This window comes from Arthrobacter sp. 10N44_2 (assembly GCF_056394385.1).
The window spans coordinates 13,509-33,847 of record NZ_JBFTHT010000012.1 but is presented as its reverse complement, the minus strand read 5'-3'; the positions used below and the strand labels follow the sequence as shown (position 1 = coordinate 33,847).

The window sequence follows — 20,339 nt, the reverse complement described above, 5'->3', positions numbered from 1 at the left end:
TCCTGGCGCCTGTCCGCGTGGCCGCCCGCTACCCCGCGGCCGGCTCCTTATTTCGTGCATCATTGCCTGCATGTGCTGCAGTGCCTGCGGCACTGCAGAAACGCAGTTGGCTCCCGTGGCGTTGCCGGGGCCTGCGCTCAGGCCGGTCCGCCGAAACCGCCGGTGGAACCGAAGCCTCCCCCGCCGCGGACGGAGCCGTCGAGCTCCTCGACCGGGAGGAACCTGGCGTACTCCACGCGCTGAATGACCATTTGTGCAATTCTATCGCCGCGGCGGAGCTCGATCGCCTCGTCCCGGTCCGTATTGAGCAGTGTCACCGCGATTTCACCGCGGTAGCCGGCGTCCACGGTCCCCGGGGCGTTCACCACCGTGAGTCCGTGCTTGGTGGCGAGGCCGGACCGGGGGTGGATCAGCGCAACGAATCCATCCGGGAGCGCAATCGAGACGCCTGTCGGGACGAGGCGGCGCTCCCCCGGCGCGAGGACGACGTCCTCGCGGGCGCGAAGGTCAGCGCCCGCGTCGCCCGGGTGCGCGTACGACGGCGGCTCGAGCCCGTCGTCGAGCATTTTCAGCTGTACCGTCAAGGTGGGCGTTCCGTAGGCTGCGTCGCTGGCCGTCGGTGCGGCACTGGCGACGGCGGTGTTTTCTTCAGTCACAGTCCCTCACTCTAACGCCCGCAAGGAACATCGTCCTAGCCGCCGCTGGCCTGCCCGGGCACGCCGCCCGCGGGACTGGTGCGCGGTGGATACGGGTTGATCCGGGTTGTTCCGGGTTGATCCAGGGCTGGAGCCGGGCCGGGCCGAGGTGAAATAGCCCGGGAAAGATGAAAAGCTGTGCTTATGCCCGAATCCAGCGCAGCCGCGCCTGCCCCGAAGAGCGCCCCGCGCGACTCCACTGCCCTTTACTCCGAGAAGCTTTGGCCGAACTTCTGGATCTGGCTGGTCGCGGCGGGGTTCTCCAGCGCCGGGATCCTCATGCTGGCGCCCATCAGCATCTGGGCCGGTATCACCGCAGCGATCGTGCTCTTCGTCATCATCTCCGTGCTGCTGGTCCTGTCCACGCCGTCAATCACGGTCACGAGGACCACCCTGAAGGTGGGCAGGGCCACGATTGAACGCGGATTCCTGGGCAAGGCCACGGCGTTCCGGGGCAAAGAAGCGACGGCGGAGCGGGGCACCCGGCTCAACGGGCTGGCGTTCCTGTGTATCCGCGGCTGGGTGGATCCGGTGGTCCGGATCGAGATCGAGGACCCCTCGGACCGCACGCCGTACTGGCTGGCGTCCAGCCGCCACCCGGAGCAACTGATCGCCGCGCTCAACGCTTAGTTCCCACCGCCCCCTGCACGGCTCTCCCCAACTCCCGGAGGGCACCTCACGTCGCCTCCTCCCCGGTCCCGAAATGCGGGCCCGGGATCGGGGGTCCCGGTCAGGGCTGCCGCGTGCCTAGCCCTCGCAATCCTTGCAGTACTTAAAGCCGTCCTTTTCGCGGGCAATCTGCGAACGGTGGCGGACGAGGAAGCAGGAGGCACACGTGAATTCGTCAGCCTGGGCGGGCAGGACCCGGACCAGCAGTTCCTCCCCGGACAGGTCTGCGCCGGGAAGTTCGTAGCCTTCGGCGAGGTCGGACTCATCTTCATCCACCACGGCGGAAGGCTTCTCCGTACGCCGCGCCTTCAGAGCCTCAATCGAATCCTCGCTGAGGTCTTCTTCGGTCTTACGCGGCGCATCGTAATCAGTCGCCATTATTTGTTGCTCACACTCCGCATTCGTTCGATTGATTCGCCGTTCCTGGGCGGCCCGCCGGGATGGTAACCCTGGGCTCCGGGAACGGTTCACCGTTGTAACGCCGGACATGCGGTTTTTGTGCCCGGTGTCGGGTCATTTTTGCTTAAGCGCCTCCCGAATGCCAGAGCCCACCGGTCTCCTCGCCCCGATCTCTCCCGCAGACCGGCAAAAACCGGCGGAAAGTCGCGTAAAGTCGCGGAAAATCACGGCGCGCCTGCCGTCCTAACCCGAAATGCGTCCGGCTGGTGGCAGAGTTTCGATTGTTAGTAATGCCAGGGTGGAGGATTTGTATGCAGGATCTACGGCTTGTAGGCGTCCACGACGACGGAGAGCATCTCCTGTTGAGTGGCACCGGCGGCGAGATGTTCCAGCTGCCGATCGATGAAGCACTTCGGGTGGCAGCCAGCCGGGCGTCGGCGAAGACCGCGTCCAGCGCGGCCGCACCCCCTATTGCCATGTCACCGCGCGACATCCAGACCAGGATTCGCAACGGGGCCACCGCCGCCGAAGTGGCGGAACTGTCCGGAATTCCGCTGGAGAAAGTCCAGCGCTACGAGGGCCCGGTCCTGGCCGAACGCGAGTACATCGCGCAGCAGGCCCGCAAGGTGGAGGTCGCCTCCCCCGCCCCGGGCCACGACGCCTACCGGTCGGTGTTCGGTGAAAACCCGGCGTCCCTCAGCGACATGGTCGAGCACCGGCTCAGGGCCTACGGAGTCGAGCCCTCAACACTGGAGTGGGATTCCTGGCGACGTCCCGACGGCAGCTGGAACGTGGTGGCCCGCTTCGAGCCCAAGCCCGGCGGCCCGGCCGGAATCGGCGAGGAGCCGCCGGCCCTGTGGACCTTCCACCCCGCCCGGAAGACCCTGCAAAACGCCAACCGCTGGGCCCAGCAGCTGAGCGAACTTGAGCCGCTCGAAGGCCCCGTGCCGACCCGGCGCCTTACGGCCGTCTCCGACCGGCCCTTCGACTTTGAAACCGATGCCGAGGCCGCCGCCCGCACAGCGACCGGCCAGCACAGCATTATTCACCAGATGCTGCTCCAGCAGGACAGGATCCACCAGGAACAAGACGCCGACGGGCTGCTGGACATGCTGCGTTCCCGCCGCGGCCAGCGAATCGGCGTGGACGAGGACGCGGACGACGCCCTTGCCACGCTCCTGACCACCGGCGTCCCCGCTGCCCACCCCCGTCCCTCGGAGGTCCCGGAAACACCCGGGCTTCCGGCAACTGTGGAGCCGGATGCCATCCCCGAATCGGCTGCGGAGAACGATCCCGCCCCGGCCGAGACCGATCCAGCCCTCATCAACCCCGGTCTGCCGGACGTTCCGGCAGTGGAGGCGGCCGCCCCGTCGGAAACCGACCCCTTCACGCGACGGCGCGACGGCAGGCCCTCGATGCTCTCGCGGCTGAGCCTCGCACCGCGCCTCCCGGAGGAAGACGATGCCCTGAAACTGCACGACGGCGTCAGCACCGAGACCCGGGAAGTCACCATCGCGGCGTCGCAACTGCGCCCGGCCCCTAAGAGCGGCCCGACGGCGAGCCCGGGTCTGGATGAATTGATCGGCGGCGGAACGTCCCGGCGGCAGCACCGCGAGTCCCACGCCGCTGCCCGGAACGAAGCCGGAACGGACCAGCCCGAGCGCCAGCCGGCCAAGCCGAAGCGCTCCAGCGTTCCGAGCTGGGACGAAATCGTCTTCGGAACCCGCAGCGACCAATAAAAGCCGGGCGCGCGTTTCCGGCAGGGATTTCAGTCCCGAATTTCAGGCAGGAATTTCCGTCCCGATTTTCAGTCCCGAATTTCAGGCTGGGAACGTCAGCCGCGGGGGGCTTTTTTACCGTCGGCCTGGAAATAGAGCAGCGGGACTTCCCGCTCGGCTTTCGTCAGGGAACCGTGCTGGCCCACGACCTCAAGGGCAGTGGGCCGGACCCTGCGGGTATCGTAAAGCGCCAGCGCGTCCCGGGCCGCGATCATGACGTCGCCGATCCGCAAGGCGGCCTCGGCCCTCACGTCGCCGAACAGGCCGCCCGCGATCGCTTCCTCACGGGTGAAGGCCCATATTCTGTCCCCGAAACGGGACCGCCAGTTGGCCAGCAGGCGGCCGCGGGCGGCGTCGTCCGTCCTATCCTCCAGGTAGAGGTGGACCATGCGCGGCTCTCCGGCGGTGTGCCGCACCCCGGCGAGCAGCGCCGGCTCCGCGGAGTAGTCGATCCGCTGCGATTCGGGCACGTCCACCATTCCGTGGTCCGCCGTCAGCAGCACCGTGGTGCCGGCCGGCAGGGTGGCGTTGAGCCGGCGCACCGTGGCATCGAGCTCTTCCAGCTGGTGCTCCCACTGGGCTGACTGGCAGCCGTGGCGGTGCCCGGCCTTGTCGAGCTCATTGACATAGAAGTACATCAGCGAGGGACCGGCGCCGGCCATGGCCTCGGCGGCCGCTTCGGTCCGGGCGTGCGACGTGGTTCCGGTGAGGAAGCGGCCTCCGCGGAGCGCGGCCTCGGTCATGGCAGAGGTGCTGAACTGCGGCAGGCTGACCGTCGTCACATCGACGTGTTCCGCGGCCCGTTCAAAAACGGTGGGGAACGGCTGCCACGTCCGCGGGTCCACGCCGGCGTCCCAGTTGCCCAGCATGTTCACTACCCGGTCCTGATCCGGATCCAGGACGTCATAGCCCACCATGCCGTGCTGGCCCGCCGACAGTCCGGTGCCGAAGCTGGCGAGGGATGCCGCGGTGGTGGACGGGAACGCCGAGTCCAGCGACACGGGCACCTGGCCCTGGCCGGCCTGCTGGACCGCACGCAGGAACGGGGTGTGGGCGCTCTTCTGCTTCAACAGGTTCCGGCCCAGCCCGTCGGCCAGCACCACACACACGCGTTTGGCGGCCGGAAGGTTCAGTTTGTTCTCAAACCCCGGGACTCCCAGGCTGGCGGCGGCGCTGGTGAGCACCTCGGCGATGGAACGGTGTCCGAACGCCGGGGCGGGCGGGAGCGGGGACGGACCAGCACCGGCGGCCAGCGGAACGGCCGCGGCGGCGCCGGCGGCCAGGGAGGGAGCCAATACCGGGACTGGCAGCTGATCTTCGGCGGGCTCAGGCTGACGGAAATGGGCCATGTCAGCGCTGGTGGCCGCGGCTGAGGCGGTTTCCGAACACGCCCATCCGCGGTCGGGGCGGCAGCCCGGGCCCGTTGTGCGGGACCGGCGCCGCGGAGCCGGTGTTCACAGCGCGGAGGGCGCGGGCGAAGAGCTTAGCGTCCTGTACGGCCTGCAGGCCGTCCGCTTCGGCGCTGATGCGCAGGACGATGTCTTCCTGGGCAATGGTGCCGCTGTAGCCGTGATCGGCCTCGCACTGCGGGTCCCCGCAGCTGGCCGGACCCATGTCGAGGCGCTGGCCGCCGGACCATGCAATGGACAACGTCAGCTCGCGGACAGGGTCGGAAGGCTTGTAGTCCTGCGGCTGGGCGTAGACATAGCTCAAGACCACGGAGCGGATCTGGGTGACGGGAACGGACTCGGTGGACACCTGGGCGACGGTCTGCTCGCCGGCCTCGTCGAGCTGCTGGTCGTCGACATGGGTGATGACCAACATGTCGTCGGTCAACACCAGGACGGTGATGTGGCGGCGGACCTCGGCCCGGTCGAAGTGTGTCTCGAGATGTACGAGGTGGGCCACGCAATCGCGGCCATCCAGGGCATCGGCGACGACGTCGGCCACGAGCCGGGGGTAGAAACCGGCCTGCTGGAGGGCCCCTTCCAGGCTCTGGCCCTGCGCACTGTGGTCATGGAGGCCGTGGTGGTGCGCGGTCTGGCGTGCGGGGGCGGTCGCCAGGGGCTTGGGTGCTGGAGGCTGGGTGCTCATAGTCTCCATTTTCACAGATCAGCATGGGACTTGCTAACTGCCGGGCCCTGGACGCGGGCTGCAGCCGGGGAGGTTAGACCCTAACTCCGCATCGCCCGGCGCGCACTGTCGGTCCGCTGGGCGGCGTTCGCGATCCTGACATCGGCGGCCAGGATCGAGGCACCATCGGGCCCGGCGAGGACGGGATTGAAATGCACCAGCGCGATCTCCGGGTGGTTGTCCTTCAGCCTGGTGAGGCGGGCGGCGAGGTCCTCGAGTGCCGCGACGTCGACGGCGGGCAGGCCCTGGTAGCCGAAAAGCTTCCGCGACGCCCGGGGCGCCCGGATGAAGTCGTGGACGTCGGAGCCGGAGAGCGGCGGCACGCGGTGGGCCCAGTCATCGAGCAGGTTCACGGCGTCTCCGGCCAGGCCGAAGGAGATCACCGGCCCCAGCAGCGGGTCTTCGATGGCGCGGAAAGTGCAGGCCTGCCCCACCGGTACCATGGTCTGCACTTCCAGGGACGGCGAGCCGTACCGCTCGAGCGACTTGCGCATCTCCAGCACGTTGCGCCGCAACGAATCGGCGTCCTGGATGTCCAGCCGCACACCTCCCAGGTCCAGCCGGTGCCGCAGTGCCGGGTCCGTGGTCTTCAAGGCCACAGGCCAGCCGAGCTGCCCGGCCGCGGCCACGGCCTCCTCCGCCGTCTCGAACCCGACGGACGGGACCAGCCGGATGCCGTAGTGGCCCAGCAGCCGGGCGGCCGTGTCCTGGTCCAGCCGGACGAGCTGCTCGCCGCCCACATCGCGCAGCAGCAGCTCCAGGTCCGCCCGGGCGGCCTCCGGGTGGCACCCTTCGGGCTCCACGAACAGTCCCTGGTCCCGGTCCAGCCACTGGGCGTAACGCACGACGGCGGCAAGGGCCGCGACCGCCGCACCCGGGTTGGAGTAGCACGGGACCGGCGGAGCGGGCGCGGGCTGGTGCGGCTGTTCAGGTTCGGCGCCGACCATTCCCTCCACATAGATGGAGGGATCAAGGATTCCGCTAAAGGCGGCAACCACCGGCTTGCCGGCCGCCGCGGAGCATTCGGCCAGCACTCCGGCGATCTTTTCGACGGTGAGACCGTGCGCCGGCAGCAGCGCGACCACCGCGGCGTAAACCGTGTCCGCGGTCAGGGTTTCCTGCAGGCTCCGGCGCAGGGCCGGCAGCGCCCGGGACATGCCCGCGTCCAGGTCCACGTCTGTCACGATCCGTTCCACGCCGAGCCCCTGGCGGGCGGCACTGTCTGCTACCACCTTGCCAAGGGCGCGCGAGTTGCTGAAGACGGCGATTCCGGGGCCCCCGGGCAGCGGCTGGCTCGAGACGATCTGGGCGACGTCCATGAGCTCTTCGATGGTCTCGACCCGGATCACCCCGGCCTGCCGCATCATGGCATCCAGCGCTTCCGAGGGAGCCTGGGTGGTGCGGACAGAGTGCCCGGGCGGCAGGTTCAGGCCCATGGCGTCGGACTTGGCCACAATCACCGGCTTGGTGCGGGCCAGCCGGCGGGCCAGCCGGGAGAACTTGCGCGGGTTGCCGATCGATTCCAGGTACAGGCCCACCGCCGTGGTGTCGGCGTCGTCTTCCCAGTACTGCATCATGTCGTTGCCGGAGACGTCGGCGCGGTTGCCGGCCGAGAGGAAGGTCGAGATGCCAACCCGGCGCCGGCTGGAGGCCGCGTAGAGCGAGACGCCGATCGCGGCCGACTGGCTGAACAGCCCCAACCCGCCGCGACGGGCCAGGGCCGGTGCCATCGAGGCGTTGAGGGACACGGCCGGGTTGGTGTTGACGATGCCCAGGGACGCCGGGCCGATCACGCGCATGCCGTTTTCTCGAGCCTGCCGCACCAGTTCGCGCTGGCGCGCCAGGCCGCGTTCGCCGTCGTCCGCGTACCCCGCGGTGGCCACCACAATTCCCTTGACCCCGGCGGCCGCGCATTCCTGGACCACCTTGGGGACCTCGTCGTACGGGACCGCGATGATGGCGAGCGTGACCGGGCCGGGAACCTCGGAGAGCCGGGCGAAGGAGAGCATGCCGGCCAGTTCCAGGGCCTCCGGGTTGATCGCATAGACCGGTCCGCTGAAGCCGCCTTCGATGACGTGCTCGAGCAGCTGGTAGCCCACGGTGCCCCATTTGCGGCTGGCTCCGATCACGGCCACGGACGCCGGAGCGAGCAGTTCCTGGATGCTGCGGGCTTCGGCGCGGTGCTCGCGGGATTCCATCACAGCGCGGGATTTGTCGGTGGGGTCGATGTTGAACTCGAGGCTGACCACGCCGTCGTCGAAGTGGCGTTTGACGTCGTAGCCGGCGTCGGAGAAGACCATGAGCATCTTGCGGTTCTCCGGAAGCACCTCGGCGCTGAACTTGCGGATCCCGTTCTCGCGGGCCGCGGCGGCGAGGTGTTCGAGCAGGATCGAGCCGATGCCGCGGCCCTGGTGGGCGTCGGCGATGTTGAAGGCGACCTCGGCCTCGGCCGGGTCATCGAGCCGGTCGTAACGGCCGATGCCCAGGATTTCGCCGCCGATGGTGATCACCAGGGCCACCCGGTCCTTGTAATCCACCTCGGTGAAGCGCTTGAGTTCCTTGCTGGAAAGCTTGGACTTGAAGGCGAAGAAGCGCATGTAGATGGACTTCTGGGACTGGCCCACGTGGAAGGCCTGGACCGCATCTGCATCGGAGGGGTGGATGGGGCGCACATGCGCCGTGCCGCCGTCGCGCAGGACAACATCGGCTTCCCAATATTCCGGATATACGCCGTCCGCCGGCTGATCCACCATAGGCTTAGCCTAGTCATAAACTTACGCAGTACCCGTTCAGCACCCCTCAGAAGGATCCACCAGCCTTATGGCACGCCGCCAAACCACGCCCCCGGCAGGGGAACCCAGCCACGATTCCGCAGGAAAATTCGTCGAGAACATCGTCGATATCGATGTCACGTCCGAGATGGAAGGCTCATTCCTCGAATACGCCTATTCGGTGATCTATTCGCGGGCCCTTCCCGACGCCCGCGACGGCCTAAAGCCCGTCCAGCGGCGGATCCTCTACATGATGTCCGACATGGGGCTGCGCCCGGACCGCGGCCACGTCAAGAGCGCCCGCGTGGTGGGCGAGGTCATGGGCAAGCTGCACCCGCACGGTGACGCCGCGATCTACGACGCCATGGTGCGGATGGCCCAGGACTTTTCCCTGCGGCTGCCGCTGATCGACGGACACGGTAACTTTGGCTCGCTCGACGACGGCCCGGCGGCCCCCCGCTACACGGAAGCCCGGCTGGCGGCCGCGGCCCTGACCCTCACCGACCACCTCGACGAGGACGTCGTCGATTTCGTTCCCAACTACGACAACCAGCTGACCCAGCCGGACGTGCTGCCGGCCGCGTTCCCCAACCTGCTGGTCAACGGCGCGACGGGCATCGCCGTCGGCATGGCCACCAATATGGCCCCGCACAACCTGGTGGAGGTCATCGCCGCGGCCCGGCACCTGATCGACAACCCGGACGCCACGCTCGAGGACATCATGAGGTTCGTCCCCGGCCCGGACCTGCCCACCGGTGGCCGGATTGTGGGCCTGGACGGCATCCGCGACGCCTATGCCACCGGCCGCGGCTCCTTCAAGACCCGGGCAAAGGTGGACATCGAGCAGCTCTCGGCCCGCCGCACCGGCCTGGTGGTCACGGAACTGCCTTACATGGTGGGCCCGGAGAAGGTGATCGAGAAGATCAAGGATGCCGTCAACGGCAAGAAGCTCACCGGCATCAGCGACGTCGTGGACCTCACCGACCGCAAGCACGGCCTGCGCCTGGTCATTGAGCTCAAGAACGGCTTCAATCCCACTGCCGTGCTCCAGCAGCTCTACCGCTACACCCCGATGGAAGACTCCTTCGGCATCAACAATGTGACTCTCGTCGACGGCCAGCCGCAGACCCTCGGGCTGCTCCAGCTGCTCTCGGTCTACGTGGACCACCGGATCAATGTGGTCCGGCGCCGCACCGCCTTCCGGCTGGGCAAGAAGAAGGACCGCCTGCACCTGGTCGAGGGCCTCCTGGTCGCGATCGTGGACATTGACGAGGTCATCCAGATCATCCGGTCCTCCGACGAGGTGGCCGAGGCCCGTACCCGGCTGATGTCCATCTACGATCTCTCCGAGATCCAGGCCAACTTCATCCTGGAACTGCGGCTGCGGCAGCTGACCAAATATTCGCGGGTCGAGCTGGAGAAGGAGCAAGAGGAGCTCCGCCGGGAGATCGCGGAGCTTGAAGCGATCCTGGGCTCCCCCGCGCTGCTCCGTGCCCTGGTGTCCGACGAACTCGGCGAGATCGCGGAGAAGTACGGCACACCGCGCCGGACCGTCCTGCTGGAATCCGAGGCCGTCTCCCCCACCGTCGCCGCGGCACTGGGCGCAGCCGCCGGGGCCAAGGGCAAGGCCGCACCGCTGGCCCTTGAGATCGCGGACGATCCTTGCTGGGCCATCCTCACCGTGTCCGGGCAGATTGCCCGCACCGCCAACCAGGACAGCCTGGCCGAGGCCGGACCGCGGACCCGGCATGACGTCTTCTCCTCCGTGGTCAAAACCACCGCCCGCGGCGAGATCGCCGCCGTGACCTCGCAGGGCCGCATGCTGCGCCTGCAGGTCATGGACATGCCTGTGCTGCCGCCAACCTCGGGTACCCCCAACATGGCCGGCGGGGTAGCGGCCAAGGATTTCATCACTCTGCTCAAGGGGGAATCGCTGGTGGCCTTCGCGCCGCTGGACCAGGTTCTGGCAATCGGAACCGCCCAGGGCGTGGTCAAACGGGTGCAGCCGGACTATCCGCTGAACCGCGAAGACTGGGAAGCGATCGCGCTCAAGGACAAGGACACCGTGGTGGGCGTTGCCCCCGCCGGGTCCGACGACGACGACCTCGTCTTCATCACGCGCCAGGCCCAACTGCTGCGTTTCAGTGCCTCCGCCGTCCGCCCGCAGGGCCGGACCGCCGGCGGCATGGCCGGGATCAAGCTGGCCGCCGGGGACCGGGTGATGTTCTTCGGGACCGCCAGCCCCGCTGACGCCGCCGCCGTCGTCGTGACCATCGCGGGGACGGAAGGCGCGCTGCCGGGCACAGCCCCCGGGGCCGCGAAGGTCACCGCCCTGGCCGAGTACCCGGTCAAGGGCCGGGCGACTGCCGGGGTGCGGGCACACCGTTTCCTCAAGGGCGAGGACACGCTGCTGCTCGGCTGGGCTGGGCACGGGCCGGCCAAGGCGTCCTCCCTGGCAGGTGTGGCGCGCTCACTCCCCGGCGAGCATGGCCGCCGCGACGGCTCCGGCATTCCGCTGTCCCAGGCGATCGACGCCATTGGACCCAGCATGGCGTGGTCAGAGGACCCGGAAGCCGGCAACGACACGTAGGACCGCGGACGAACGAAATCCGGCCGGCGGCGCTGTCGCGCTCCGGCCGGGATTCGTGATCCGGCGTTGCCTCCGGCGATCTCAGTCCCGGAAGCCTTGCCCGCATCCTGTGGGCCGGCGCTAGGGCATGTGGTTGAGGCTCAGGATGTTGCCCTCCGTGTCCAGGAACCACGCGGCCGAGCTTCCGTCCGGAGTGGTGGCGATGCCGTCCTCCGTTTTTAGGCCCGGGAAGTCGTATTCCTCGAAGACGACTCCCTTGGCCCGGAGTTCCGCAACGGCACCCGGAAGGTCATCGACCACCCAGCCGATCTGCGTGTTCTTGGCCGTTCCGGCATTGGGCGTCTGGTACAGGAGGAACCCGGTACCGCCGCCGCACTTGTACTGCAGGTTGTCCTCGGCATCCGCGTTCTCGGGTTCGAGTCCGAGCTTATCGCGGTAGAAATCCCGTGCACGGGCGATGTCCGCTGCCGGTAGCACTGCGCCGACTTGCTTGTCCTTGAGCATGGCTATTCTCTTTCCAGGCCCGCCCCCCGGAAGGAATGATACTCCTCCACATCCCCCACGTACCTGAGAAACCGCGACGCCGATTTCCTTGGCCGGCGGGGCACGGCCGGGCATGCGCGCACTCGATATCCGTGAGTGCGTGTAGCTCGAGGCTCCCGGACGGGGAGGCCTTCGGACTCTACCGGGCAGCCGAGGTCGGCCCAAGAATCGGAATAGCAATGGTCTGAGGCGAAAGGGCACCGGTCTTGATGTGGGGCTACGGCATGAATATGGCCTGGATGTGGATGTGGGGCATTCTCCTGCTCATCGGCATAGCGCTGCTGGTACTGGTCGCCGTGCGCATGTTTGCCGGAGGCGGCAGTCACAGCGGGATGCAGGGACCGCAGGGGCCCTACCCGGGCAGGAGCCGGGCCCGGCAGATCCTCGATGAACGCTTTGCCCGGGGTGAACTGACGGCGGAGCAATACCGCGAGCAGCTAAAGGTTCTCGGCGAGGACCAATAGTGCTCCCAATGAGCCGCCGGAACGCGCTCCTGCTGGGCGGCCTCGGCACGGCAGCCGTAGCCGCCGGCGGAGCCGGGCTCTGGTGGACGGTCAGTTCCCGGTTCGCGTCCGTCGCGGGCGGAGACTTCACCGAGCCGAAGCAGCTGCGCAGCAGCAACGGACAGTTGCAGGTCCGGCTCGAAGCGTCAGCTGGCTCAGTGCAGCTCGGCGGCCAGCAGGCCTCGGCGCTTGGCTACAACGGCGGAATCCCCGGCCCAACCCTGCGTTTGAGGGGTGGGGACGTGTTCGCCGTCGAGCTGGTCAACAGCATGGACGTCCCGACAAACCTGCACGTCCACGGACTCCACGTTTCACCCCAGGGCAACGGAGACAACGTTTTCAACGTCGTCGAGCCCGGCCACTCGTTCCGCTACGATTACCGGCTCCCTGCGGATCACCCGCCCGGCGTGTACTGGTACCACCCCCACCATCACGGCATGGTCGCCGATCAGATTTTCGCCGGCCTGTTCGGTGCGATCATCGTCGAGGACGCACAGCCCGTGGACGTCAGCCGCGAGCGGGTGATGGTCGTCTCTGACATCACCCTGGACGGCTCCGGAACCGTCGCCGGCCCCTCGCCCATGGACCGAATGCTCGGCCGGGAAGGTGAACTTGTCCTGGTCAACGGCCAAAGCAACCCGAAACTTTCCGCCCGGCCGGGCGAGCGTGAGCGGTGGCGGATCGTGAACACCTGCGTGGCCCGCTACCTGCAGCTGCGCCTAGACGGGCAGCAGATGCAGCTCCTCGGCATGGATTCCGGCCGCTTCCCCACACCCCGGAACGTGGACGAGGTGCTGCTGGCGCCGGGCAACCGTGCAGATGTCCTGGTCACAGCTGTCGAGGGCGACGCCACTCTCGGTGCCGTCTACTACAACCGTGGCAGCATGGCCGGCGTGATGGGACCGGCAGGGCCAGCCCCCAACGGCGCGCAGGGCATAGGGGACCTCGTGCTGGCGACCCTCTCGGTCTCCGGCGCCCCGGCCGCTCCTCCTCCGGCGGTGCCGGCCCGGCCCGCAGCGGCAGACCTGAGGACCGCGGCCGTTGCCGCTCGCCGGCAGCTGACCTTCGCCGTCGGCGGTATGGGGATGGGAATGACTTTCACCATCAACGGCCGTGAATTCAACGCAAGCCGGACGGACACCACCGTGGCCGCGCAGACGGTGGAGGAGTGGACCCTGATCAATCCCAGCCCGATGGACCATCCTTTCCACCTGCACGTCTGGCCGATGCAGATCATCGAAGAACAGAGGCAGGCGCCGGGCCAGCCCGTCTGGCGTGACGTCGTCAACATAGCCGCCAACGGACAGGTGCAGGTCCGGATCCACTTCAAGGATTTCACCGGCCGCTCCGTGTACCACTGCCACATCCTGGACCACGAGGACCAAGGAATGATGGGCGTCATCGAAGTCCGCTAGCCCAGCGGGAGCAAGTATCCCGACGACGGCCCGGCCAATGCGCAGCCTGTAGCCTTAACCTGGCTACCGTCCAACACTGCCAACCGGAGGGAGAATGCCATGGCCGCAGCTTTCATGGGCCATGCCGCAACCGCCCTTCGCCGCGGATTCCTGCTAGTGGGCCTGCTGGCGGTCATGGCTGGATTCCTCGGGATGCACATCATGACCGGAATGCATGGCGCTCATGCCATGACCGCGGTGACATCCTCCGCGGAAACCGCGGGGTCGTCTTCCCGGCCGGAGACCAACCTCGCACCTCATCCGGCCGCCCATGCCCTGCAAGAGCGCACCATGGGCCATGACTCCGTGGCTCCGCGCCCTGCGACCCCAGCCGGTCCCGACCTGACGGCCGACAGCCGGGCCGCTGCCCCAGCGGCTTCGTGCGTATGCCAATCGAACTGCGCCGACGCTGCGTCAATGCACTCGGCCTGTGCGCCCTCGGCGGCAATGACGTCCCTGGCCGCGCCCCCGCCTGGCACGGCACCGGCCTCAATGCACAACCCGGACACGCACGCCGACGCCGCCGTCTGGGCCTACTGCTATCTCCCCGCAAGTCCTTCACCGGGCGATCTGTCCATCAGCCGGACGTAAGACGGGATCGCGCCGTGTCGTGCCCGGCGTCCCTACTTACCCGACACGCTCCATCCCGTTCTTCCAGCGGCGCGGGCGTGTCATCCGCAGGCGTGCCACGACGCCGATTGATGATTGAAGGACTTGACCCCATGAAGAAAACCCTGACCATTTCTGCCACAATTTCTGCCTTCGGCATTTCCGCCGCCATCGCCCTTGCCGGCTGCGCCGGCACCTCCGGAAGCACACCCACTAACACCATGCCGGGCATGGTCAGCGGCGGCATGGGCATGGCATCCAGCTCAGCCCCCGCAACCGCAGGCCACAACGCGGCAGACACCATGTTCACCCAAGGGATGATTCCGCACCACGCCCAGGCCGTGGAAATGAGCGACATGATGCTCAGGAAACAGGGCATGGACGCGCGGATCACCGCACTCGCCACCAAGATCAAGGCCGCACAGGCACCCGAAATCGCGCAGATGACGGGCTGGCTCAAGACCTGGAACGAACCCACCCAGATGGCGTCCGGCCATGGCATGGGCGACGGGATGATGGGCGACGACGACCTCAAGACGCTCGACGCCGCCCAGGGCAACGACGCGGCCAAGCTGTTCCTGGCCCAGATGATCGCCCACCACGAGGGCGCGGTGATGATGGCCAAGACTGAAAGCAGCCAAGGCAAGAACTCGGACGCCATCAGCCTCAGCAAGGCAATCGTGACCGCCCAGGAAGCTGAAATCCAGGAGATGAAGGACCTGCTGGCCAGCCTCTAGCAGCGTCCCGGCCCCGGTCCGTCTTCGGACCGGGGCCGTCAACTGGGCGGCCACGGCCGACGTCGTCAAAGCATCGGCCGACGGCGGTGCTGCTTTGGCCTCGTACCTGGGTGCCGCACCGGCTGCAGCGACGGGTCGGGATGCCCGGCGGAACAAATGCACCTACACTGCTGGAATGCCTATCATTCCGGATTCCAAGGACTGGACTTGGGTCCTGTCGCGGCCCTGCCCCGAGTGCGGTTTCGATGCCTCCGCCGCGACCCCGGCCACGGCGCCGGGGATCGTCATCAGCATGCTCCCGCGGTGGCGTGCAGCCCTCCGACGTCCGGACGCGACGGAACGGCCCAACGAGGCAGCGTGGTCCGTCCTCGAGTATGGCTGCCACGTCCGGGACGTCTTCACGCTTTTCGATCACCGCCTGTCCCTCATGTTGTCCGAGGACGATGCCCGGTTCGATGACTGGGACCAGGACAAGACGGCAATCGAGCAGGACTACGCCAACGCCGATCCAGCCCAGGTCGGCGTCGAGTTGACGGCCGAGGGCGAGCAGATTGCAGCGTCCTTCGCACGGGTAACGGAGGAGGATTGGGTCCGCTTGGGGACCCGGAGCAACGGCTCAGTGTTCACTGTCCTGACCTTCGCGCAGTATTTCCTGCACGACGTCGTCCACCATCTCCACGACGTGGACGGCTAACGCGAAGAACCAGCGCGCGGACGGCCGGCGGGCAGGCGCAGGTCTGCGGTTCCCCGAGGCGGCCCCTACGGCGCTGCCGGCTGAAGCTCCTTGTCCCACGCCATGCTCCGGTTGACGGCCACATAGCCCATCTTGATGTAGAGCGCGAGGGCCCCGGTCGGGTTCTCCGAGTCGACATCCAGCGAGGCCACGTCCATGCCCGCGGCCGCGAAGCGGCGCATGGCATCGGCCAAAAGCACCTGCGCGATGCCCCGGCCACGGTACTCCCGCCGGACGCCGAGGAGCTCCGTGTAGCCTTCGCGGAAGCCGCGGGTCAGGGCGGCCCCGACGTCGTGGGTGGCCAACTGGTACCCGGCCACCGTGCCGGTAGAACGGTCCAGCACGACGCCGCTCAGGTCCGGCCGGGCCTGCGGATCATTCACCACAAAGCCCCAACCCTCCTGGTCGCGGGGCTCGCTGCCCCAGTGGTCCCGGAATGCCGCGTTGTGCGCCAGCCGCACCGGTTCATGCAACTCCGGACCAAAAGTGACGAGCTCCAGTCCGGGGTCCAGGGAGGATTCAGGCACAGCCTGGTTCAGTGGCCGGTGCATCTCGTTGTAATAGCGGACAACGCCGTAGCCGGAACCGGCAAACAAGGTGGCCTGGTGCTGGTGCTGCTGTTCGGTATGGAGCCGTAGTCTCGGGCGCGGGACGTCCCCGTTCCCCCCGTCCTCGGCAAAGCGGTCCCTGGTCCGCTGTTCCATCCAGCCCAGCAGCGAGGTGCCGATCCCGCTCCCCTGCCACTCGGGGTCAACGCAGCCGGAGCCGTTCGCCTTGTCACCGTCGCGGTTCTTGGTGATCCGGCCGTAAGCCCGGGCAACGCCCTCCGGATCGAAGCCGATGATGGTGTTTGCCGTTGCCGGGTTATTTTTCGACTCCAGGATCTGTTCCAGATCCGCCTGGCGTTCGAACCAGACGGGTTGCTCGACGGCGGCCGTGCGGGCAATCAGCCCGGCCCACGCGTCGAGGTAGCGGCGCTCCGCCGGCCGCCAGGACAGCCGGGGATCGAGCGCGGGCCGGGGGTGGAGCTCGCCGTTGCGGTTCATGGCAACAGGCTAATAGGCGGGTTACCCGCGCGCCAGCACGGCCGCCGCCGCTGGACCCTCCCCCGCGGCGCCCACGGCGGCAGCCGCGGCTGCGGCGTCCAGGTCCAGCCTGGTGTCCGCGGCGTCGATATCGTCCGGGTTGTGGGTGACCAGGACAACGGTCCGGTCGCGCAGCCCGTCGCGCAATTCGGCGAGCATGAGCCTGCCTGACTCCGCATCGAGGTGCGCCGTCGGTTCATCGAGCAGGATGACGTCGGCCCCGGTCATGAGCGTGCGCGCAACGGCCAGGCGCGTACGCTCTCCGCCGCTGAGGAAGGCCCCGCCCGGGCCGATCCGGGTGTCCAGGCCGTCCTCGAGCCGGGCCAGCATCGGGCCGAGTCCGACGGCGTCGAGGGAAGCCCGCATCTGCTCGTCCCCGTTGGCCACCACGGCGCCGCCGGGTCCTCGCTGCGCACTGTCCGTCCTGGCGGGAGCTGGCTCCGGCCGCGCCAGGAGAAGGTTGCCGCGGATGGTCGAATCGAACAGGTGTGCCTCCTGCGGGCACCAGGCGGCGCGTCCGCTCAGGTACAGGTGGCCGCCGGCCGCCGGCAGGAACCCCAGGACCGTGGCCAGCAGGGTCGATTTGCCGGAGCCGGAGGCGCCGGTGACGGCCAGCCAGCGGCCGGGGCCGGCCTCGGCCGTGAGTCCGCTGAAGACATTTCCGCCGCCAGGCCACGCGGCAGCGAGGTCCACGAGTTCAATCCCTGGCCGGCCGCCGGGCCGCGAAGCCACGGGTACCAGTCCGCCCGTTGCGGCGCCGCCGTCCGCGTCACTGTCCGCCCCGGCCTCCAGGACTCCTGCCGCGCCGATCCGCCGCATCACGGCGCGCAGCGCGGGATACTGCCGCACGGCCGTGGTGATGGCCGCGTAAGGGTCCACCAAGGCCAGCTGCACGAGGACGACGACGGCAACAGTCTCCGGTTTGACCGCGCCGCTCAGGGCGAGCGGGGCGGCCAGCACTGCGCTGGCCAGGGCGGCCCCGGCACAGGCCAGGACGGTCAGGGCCTGGCCGAGACCCTCCGCCCATGCCGACCGTTGTGAGGCTGCCGTCGCGGCCCGGTCCGCCCGGCCAATCGCATTGAGCACGGGGGCGCTGACGCCGTTCGCGTGCAGTTCCGCGCGGGCGTCCAGGGCTGCGGCAACGTGACGGAGCACGCCGGAACGGAGGCTTTGTTCGGTGCCGGCAGACATGCGGTCGGCGGCCAACGCCAGGGCGGGGGCAACGACGATGCTCAGCAGCGCTGCCGCGGCCACGGCAGGCAGCGCATCGGGAAGCAGCAGTCCGATCCCGGCCACTGCGGCCGCGGCGACAGCGACGGCGGTCACGGGCGGCAGCACGACGCGGGGCAAAAGCTCGCGGACCGTGTCGACGTCGTCCACCACCGTGCCGAGTACGTTGCCGCCCTGCAGGAGCCGGCGCAGGGACAGCGCCCGGCGGCTCAGCGACTCCCAGAGCCGGCCCCGGAGCCGGGTCAAGGCGGCGAACACGGCATCGTGCAGCAGCAACCGCTCGGAGTACCGCAGGCACGCCCGGCCGACGCCGAAAAACCTCACGCCGACGATCGCGGTGAGCAGGTACAGGATGGGCGGCTGTTCACTGGCCCGGATGATGAGCCAGCCGGACAGCCCCGCGAGGGCGACGGCGAACAGGGCCGCCAACGTGCCTACGGCTCCGGCGGCGGCGAACCGGCCCTTGACCGGGGCCAGCAGGCGACGCAGCTGGGCAGGGACCGAACCGGACGGGCCCGCCGCGCCGGAGCCGGAGCCGGATCCGGAGCCGATTGAGCTGACCGAACCGGCGGCCGCGGCAGGAGCGGGGCCGGTTTCGGGGCGGCCCGGGGCCGGATCCGGGGTCGGGGTTGGGTCCGGGGTCTGGCTTTGGCCCGGCGCCGCGGCGTCCACGAGGAAGGGCGCCCGGGTGGCCGCCGCCTGCACGCCCGGCTCTCCCCCGGCGGATGCCGGCAGTGGCGGGACGAGGGCCGGAAGTTCACCGCCGTGGTGGCCGCCGGCTCCCGGCGTAACCGCGACGAGAGTGTCGGCAAGGTCCCGGGTGTGCCGGTCGTGCGCAACGAGCAGCACGGTGACCTTTCCCCGGAGCCCGGCGAGGGCCCGATTGACCAGTGTGGCCGATCCCCGGTCCAGATGGGCGGTGGGTTCATCCAGGAGCAGTACGCGGGCGCCGGCCTCGATCCTCGCCAGCCCGCGGGCCAGAGCAACCCGCCTCAGCTCCCCCGGGCTCAGCTCGGCCGGGTGCTTGGCCGCCAGGTGCCCCGCGCCCACGGCTGCCAGGCACCGCTGCGCTGCCGCATCGGCTTCCGCGCCCGCCTCGGTGCCGGCCGTGGCGGCGTCGGCTTCGTCGGCGGGAACGCCGAGATACAGGCGGATCTCGTCCAGCACCGTGGAAGCCAACATGACGGGATGCTGTGGCACCCAGGCGAGATCCGCCGTCGTGAATCCTCCGAGGCGTCCGGACACGGCGGTCCCTGCATCCGTCCCGATGGTCCCCGCGAGGACTCCGAGCACGGTGCTCTTGCCGGCGCCGCTGGCACCGTCGAGTGCCGTGATCTGGCCGGCGGCGGCGGTGAAGCTCAACGGTCCGACGGCGGCGTCCGTGCGTCCGCCGAAGCGGACGGTCAGTCCGTCCACGGTGACGGCGGGCGGGCCGGCAGCAGGAACGGAGGCCGGCGTCGGATCCAGGGGCGCAGCTCCGGGATCCGCGAGGACCGCTGTGGTTTCGGCGAGCGCTGCCCGGCCGTCGTCGCTGGCGTGGTGTGCGGTGCCGAGCTCCCGGAGCGGAAGGTAGCAGTCGGGAGCGAGGATGAGCGCAAGCAGCCCTGCCTCAAGCGCCATGTCGCCGTTGACCAGGCGGACGCCGATGAACACGGCGACGACCGCCACGGAAATCGTCGAGATGAGCTCGAGGGCCAGGGCGGAAAGAAAGGCCGTGCGCAAAGTCCCCATGGTCCGGGAACGATATTCCTCGGACATGTCCTCCAGCGCCTGGCGCTGGGCGGAGGCCCGGCCCAGGCCCACGAGGACGGGCAGGCCTTTGGCGAGCTCGAGCATGTGCCCGGAGAGCCGTGCCAGCGCGGACTGGGCGTCCCTGACACGTTCCTCGGTGTACCGCCCGATCAGGATCATGAACAGCGGCACCAGCGGCACCGTCAGCACGATCACCACGGCGCTGACCCAGTCGGCGAACAGGATGCGGGCGCCCAGCAGCAGCGGAATGGCCGCGCAGTTCACCAGCGCGGGCAGGAACTGGGTGTAGTAGCTATCCAGGGCGTCCAGCCCCCGGGTGGCCAGCACGGCGAGGCCGCCGTCGGCGGGCCCGGCAGACCGCGTGCCGTTCCTGAGCGCCTGCTCCAGCAGTTGCGAGCGCAGCTCCTCCTTCACTCCGAGCGCCGCCCGGCGTGAGGCCACGGACTGGCCCCACACCGTCAGCGAGCGCAGCACCGCCCCCGCGGCGCCCAGAACCAGCTGGTCTGCCCAGGCGGGGTCATGAGCGGCGAGCCCGGCGAGCATCGATGCCACTGCCTGCGCCATGAGCACGAGCGAGAGGGCTTTCAGGGCGGCAAGCAGTCCCAGCAGGTAGAGGGCGGAACGGGTCGAGGGGCCGGCGGGGAACGGTCTCATCTGG

General features: G+C 68.8%; 15 protein-coding genes. 7 read left to right on the top strand and 8 right to left on the bottom strand.

Annotation, left to right across the window (positions count from 1 at the left end; translation table 11 throughout):
* Positions 1 to 137 precede the first annotated feature (137 nt).
* Positions 138 to 656, bottom strand: a complete 519-nt coding sequence (dut, locus tag AC1DBX_RS13585) for a dUTP diphosphatase (protein ID WP_230010969.1) — start codon at positions 654 to 656, stop codon at positions 138 to 140.
* A gap of 183 nt (positions 657 to 839) precedes the next feature.
* Between dut and AC1DBX_RS13580 the strand changes: the two genes are divergently transcribed.
* Positions 840 to 1,325 carry a DUF3093 domain-containing protein gene (locus AC1DBX_RS13580; protein ID WP_223917074.1) on the top strand — a complete coding sequence of 162 codons (486 nt, stop codon included), beginning with the start codon at positions 840 to 842 and terminating at the stop codon, positions 1,323 to 1,325.
* A gap of 117 nt (positions 1,326 to 1,442) precedes the next feature.
* Here AC1DBX_RS13580 and AC1DBX_RS13575 read toward each other — a convergent pair whose 3' ends face one another.
* Positions 1,443 to 1,742, bottom strand: a complete 300-nt coding sequence (locus AC1DBX_RS13575) for a DUF4193 domain-containing protein (protein WP_476931981.1) — start codon at positions 1,740 to 1,742, stop codon at positions 1,443 to 1,445.
* 332 nt (positions 1,743 to 2,074) lie between these two features.
* Here AC1DBX_RS13575 and sepH point away from each other — a divergent pair, with 332 nt between their 5' ends.
* Positions 2,075 to 3,502 carry a septation protein SepH gene (sepH, locus tag AC1DBX_RS13570; protein ID WP_476931980.1) on the top strand — a complete coding sequence of 476 codons (1,428 nt, stop codon included), beginning with the start codon at positions 2,075 to 2,077 and terminating at the stop codon, positions 3,500 to 3,502.
* Between the two features lie 95 nt (positions 3,503 to 3,597).
* Here the strand turns inward: sepH and AC1DBX_RS13565 are convergent, their stop codons facing one another.
* From AC1DBX_RS13565 to AC1DBX_RS13555, 3 genes are all read right to left on the bottom strand, one after another.
* Positions 3,598 to 4,824, bottom strand: coding sequence for an alkaline phosphatase family protein (locus AC1DBX_RS13565; protein ID WP_476850477.1), 1,227 nt, complete (start codon positions 4,822 to 4,824; stop codon positions 3,598 to 3,600).
* A gap of 67 nt (positions 4,825 to 4,891) precedes the next feature.
* On the bottom strand, positions 4,892 to 5,635 hold the full coding sequence (locus AC1DBX_RS13560; protein WP_223917079.1) for a DUF5998 family protein: 744 nt from the start codon (positions 5,633 to 5,635) through the stop codon (positions 4,892 to 4,894).
* Positions 5,636 to 5,715: 80 nt separating this feature from the next.
* On the bottom strand, positions 5,716 to 8,427 hold the full coding sequence (locus tag AC1DBX_RS13555; protein WP_223917081.1) for a bifunctional acetate--CoA ligase family protein/GNAT family N-acetyltransferase: 2,712 nt from the start codon (positions 8,425 to 8,427) through the stop codon (positions 5,716 to 5,718).
* A 67-nt stretch (positions 8,428 to 8,494) separates the two neighbouring features.
* Between AC1DBX_RS13555 and AC1DBX_RS13550 the strand changes: the two genes are divergently transcribed.
* Positions 8,495 to 11,035 (top strand): DNA gyrase/topoisomerase IV subunit A, encoded by a 2,541-nt coding sequence (locus AC1DBX_RS13550; protein WP_476886945.1) that lies wholly within the window; start codon positions 8,495 to 8,497, stop codon positions 11,033 to 11,035.
* A gap of 120 nt (positions 11,036 to 11,155) precedes the next feature.
* Here the strand turns inward: AC1DBX_RS13550 and AC1DBX_RS13545 are convergent, their stop codons facing one another.
* Positions 11,156 to 11,539 (bottom strand): VOC family protein, encoded by a 384-nt coding sequence (locus AC1DBX_RS13545; protein WP_223917085.1) that lies wholly within the window; start codon positions 11,537 to 11,539, stop codon positions 11,156 to 11,158.
* 245 nt (positions 11,540 to 11,784) lie between these two features.
* Between AC1DBX_RS13545 and AC1DBX_RS13540 the strand changes: the two genes are divergently transcribed.
* From AC1DBX_RS13540 to AC1DBX_RS13525, 4 genes are all read left to right on the top strand, one after another.
* Positions 11,785 to 12,042, top strand: a complete 258-nt coding sequence (locus tag AC1DBX_RS13540) for an SHOCT domain-containing protein (protein ID WP_026537025.1) — start codon at positions 11,785 to 11,787, stop codon at positions 12,040 to 12,042.
* 8 nt (positions 12,043 to 12,050) lie between these two features.
* The gene (locus AC1DBX_RS13535) at positions 12,051 to 13,496 is read left to right on the top strand and encodes a multicopper oxidase family protein (protein ID WP_476931979.1); all 1,446 of its coding nucleotides are present in this window, start codon (positions 12,051 to 12,053) and stop codon (positions 13,494 to 13,496) included.
* A 761-nt stretch (positions 13,497 to 14,257) separates the two neighbouring features.
* Entirely contained in the window at positions 14,258 to 14,881 is a 624-nt protein-coding gene (locus AC1DBX_RS13530) for a DUF305 domain-containing protein (RefSeq protein ID WP_476859814.1), read from the top strand.
* 175 nt (positions 14,882 to 15,056) lie between these two features.
* Positions 15,057 to 15,575, top strand: coding sequence for a DinB family protein (locus tag AC1DBX_RS13525; RefSeq protein WP_476850461.1), 519 nt, complete (start codon positions 15,057 to 15,059; stop codon positions 15,573 to 15,575).
* A gap of 65 nt (positions 15,576 to 15,640) precedes the next feature.
* Here AC1DBX_RS13525 and AC1DBX_RS13520 read toward each other — a convergent pair whose 3' ends face one another.
* Together AC1DBX_RS13520 and cydD are read right to left on the bottom strand one after the other, a co-directional pair.
* Positions 15,641 to 16,660 carry a GNAT family N-acetyltransferase gene (locus AC1DBX_RS13520; RefSeq protein WP_476931978.1) on the bottom strand — a complete coding sequence of 340 codons (1,020 nt, stop codon included), beginning with the start codon at positions 16,658 to 16,660 and terminating at the stop codon, positions 15,641 to 15,643.
* 21 nt (positions 16,661 to 16,681) lie between these two features.
* On the bottom strand, positions 16,682 to 20,335 hold the full coding sequence (gene cydD, locus AC1DBX_RS13515; RefSeq protein ID WP_476931977.1) for a thiol reductant ABC exporter subunit CydD: 3,654 nt from the start codon (positions 20,333 to 20,335) through the stop codon (positions 16,682 to 16,684).
* Positions 20,336 to 20,339 lie beyond the last annotated feature (4 nt).